The organism is Megasphaera sp. DJF_B143, assembly GCF_900320625.1.
In the GTDB taxonomy this organism is placed as follows: Bacteria; Bacillota; Negativicutes; order Veillonellales; family Megasphaeraceae; genus Megasphaera; species Megasphaera hexanoica.
Window position 1 is genome coordinate 1 of the sequence record NZ_ONTA01000120.1, and the last position, 3,205, is coordinate 3,205.

The 3,205-nt window shown below is 52.7% G+C and carries 3 protein-coding genes; all 3 read left to right on the plus strand.

What is annotated here, in order from left to right; genetic code table 11:
• A partial coding sequence (locus DBO31_RS03585; protein ID WP_159897747.1) for a dihydropteroate synthase occupies positions 1-1,497 on the plus strand: 1,497 nt, incomplete at its 5' end.
• 284 nt (positions 1,498-1,781) lie between these two features.
• Positions 1,782-2,420, plus strand: a complete 639-nt coding sequence (locus DBO31_RS03590) for a site-2 protease family protein (RefSeq protein ID WP_059075822.1) — start codon at positions 1,782-1,784, stop codon at positions 2,418-2,420.
• 55 nt (positions 2,421-2,475) lie between these two features.
• Positions 2,476-3,021, plus strand: coding sequence for a hypothetical protein (locus DBO31_RS03595; protein WP_150824463.1), 546 nt, complete (start codon positions 2,476-2,478; stop codon positions 3,019-3,021).
• The last annotated feature ends 184 nt before the right edge of the window (positions 3,022-3,205 follow it).

Sequence of the window (3,205 nt, forward strand, 5' to 3'; positions counted from 1 at the left end):
ATTGGTGAACGCATCAATCCGACGGGAAAGAAAAAACTGCAGGCCGAACTGCGCGCCGGCAGCATGGCCATGGTCCGGTCCTTTGCCCGGCAGCAGGAAAAAGACGGTGCCGCCGTCCTCGACATCAACATGGGAACCAATGGCATCGATGAAAAGGATATGATGATACGGGCTGTCTATGAAGTGACGGCTGTTACGGGGCTGCCCCTGTGCATCGACTCCAGTTTCCCGGAAGTCATTGAAGCGGCCCTGCGCATCTATCCCGGCCGGGCTCTCATCAATTCGATTTCTCTGGAGGGGAAAAAGTGTCAGCGCCTGCTGAAGGCGGCTAAAAAATACGGGGCCATGTTCATTGCCCTGCCCGTATCGGACGCCGGCCTTCCCAAATCGGTTGAAGAAAAGCATGGCGTTATCCGGTCCCTTGTCAAACAGGCAGAAGCAGCCGGCCTTGCCCGGGAAGACATAATCGTCGATGGCCTCGTCGGTGCCGTAGGGGCACTGCCGACGGCGGCTCTCGACTGCCTGGCCACGTTCCGCTACTGCCACGACGAATTGCAGATACCGACGGTCTGCGGTCTGTCCAACATTTCCTTCGGCCTTCCGGGACGGATTTATGCCAATATGACATTTTTGTCCATGGCGATTGCCAGCGGACTTACCATGGCCATTGCCAATCCCGGACAGGACCTGCTCATGAATGCCGCTGCGGCAGCCAACATGCTGATGAACCGTGCCGGCAGTGATCTGGCCTATATCCGGCGCATCCGCTATGTGGAAAAGAAAGAAGAGGAAAAGCGGCAGCATCAGCCGCCGGTTCCCCCTGCGGGTCCTTCCGCCCAGCCGGAAGGCAGTACAAAGCAGGCCGGTTCTCCGGTCAGTGGGAACCCCGTATACCAGGCCGTCCTGAACGGGGAAAAGGACACGATCATCTCCTGTACGGAAGAAGAACTTCACAAGGGGACGGGTCCGGAAGACATCATCAACCAGCTTCTCATCCCGGCCATCAATACAGTAGGCCAGCTCTACAATGACCAGTATTATTTCCTGCCCCAGCTCATCGCCAGCGCAGCCGCCATGGAAACGGCCATCCATCATCTGGAACCGATGATACAGCGCAGCAGTAGTGAAAAACTGCCTACCATCGTCGTGGCAACCGTAGAAGGCGACGTCCACGATATAGGCAAAAATCTGGTTGCCCTCATGCTGCGCAACTACGGCTATGAAGTCATCGACCTGGGCAAGGATGTCCCGGCATCGGCCATCATTGAAAAAGCGCTGTCGGCCAAAGCGGCTGTCGTCGGCCTGTCGGCGCTCATGACGACGACGATGATGCACATGAAAGATGTCATTGCCGAAGCCGTCAAACGCCATTATGACGGTAAAATCATCATCGGAGGGGCTGCTGTAACTCCCAGTTTTGCCGACGAAATCGGTGCCGACGGTTATTCTAAGGATGCGGCGGACTGCGTGAAACTCGTAGGCCGGCTGCTCAAGTAACCGGTCATCATTGTCACAATTCGGACACATTGTTCTAAACGGCCTTGCTGTCTCCTGCCGGGGAGTGATATAATTTCAACACTGGAATCAGGCGTCCGGACGCCGTATGCCGACGCGGCCCATGCCAGCGGGTTCGCGCCGTTGTATCTGACGCGGGACAGCATGAAACATAACAGTACCCTTATTTGTTGTAAAGAAGCAGACCTTTACCGGCCTGCTTCTTTCTGTTATGATAGGTATACGGCCATATGTTTCTGGCCAACTCATCTATGAGGAGGAAAATTATGTTTCATTTCGATATACTGTCTCTCGTTGCCGCTATACCAGGGCTGCTCATGGCTCTTGTCATCCACGAATATGCCCATGCCCTGATAGCCGATAAAATGGGGGATTCTACGCCGCGCATGACGGGAAGGCTCACGCTGAATCCCATTGCCCACATCGATCCCATCGGCCTTATTATGCTGCTGGTTGCCCAGTTCGGCTGGGCCAAACCGGTCATGATCAATGCCAATAATTTCCGCAACTGGCGGAAAGGGGAAATCTGTGTGTCCCTGGCAGGACCCTTTGCCAATTTCATCCTGGCCCTCGTCATGTTTGCCATACGGATGATCCTGTACTGGAGCGGCATCCGCATGCGCAGTCTGGATTTGGTGCTGGATTTGATCATCATCTATAATATCAATTTCGGCATCTTCAATCTCATTCCCCTGCCGCCGCTGGACGGGTCGCGCCTTATCACGGTCTTTCTGCCGACAGAATGGGCGATACGCCTGGCCAGTGTGGAACGGTACAGCTTCCTTTTGCTGATCGTCCTCATGGCGACACCCGTATTCAGTTACATCCTGATTCCCTTGCAGCGCCTGATTTATCTGATTGATTACACGATTGTACAGGGGCTGTTTTATTGGATTTTCGTTTGACTCTGCAAATTCGTAATGCCATATGCCATGGCCTATGAGGAAGGAGGAATTCCTTATGAAATGGAAGACACGTCTGGCCGTACTGGCTGCCGCCATGTATATACCTGCCGGTGCGCTGGCTTTTGATTATAATCTGTCTATTGATGAAATCAGCGAACATCCCCTGACGGCGTATAATACGGTGTACCTGGGGATGCCCAAAAAGGATTTTGCCCTCAATTTTTCTATCCTGCCCGACTGGACGTTCTATGGAAGTGACGGCACGACGGAAAAAGCCGAACGGTCGGTGACCCAGGATGGCGTTACCGTCATCGAAGGGCTGTCTATCGATACGGCTGATGGATCTCCGGCGGGACGGGTCCTGGCGTTTGAAAATTACTTCAGGACGACCAACCGCAAGACGGCCCGCGATATGTACGCCCGCCTGTCGGCAACGATTTACTCCAATATGGAAGACTTTCCAGCGAGCCAGAATAGTAAAGAAATCCGCTGGATACAGAATGATGTTACCATCGTGACCCGGCTCGATGACAAAAAAGACGGCGAAGGGTATTATACGGTCCTCATCCGCCGCTATAATAATCACGTCCTGTCCGAATAGTGATGCATAGAGAATATGAATCGAACATATTGACAGAATGACTTTTTCTGTTATAATATAGTAAATTTGGATTTTACCTTTTGACTTTTGATTTTTTAGAATAGAGGAGAGTAGTATGAACCGTTTAAAGACAGTCTTTCTCATGACTCTGCTGGCGGTGATTATGATGGCCATTGGCAGAGCG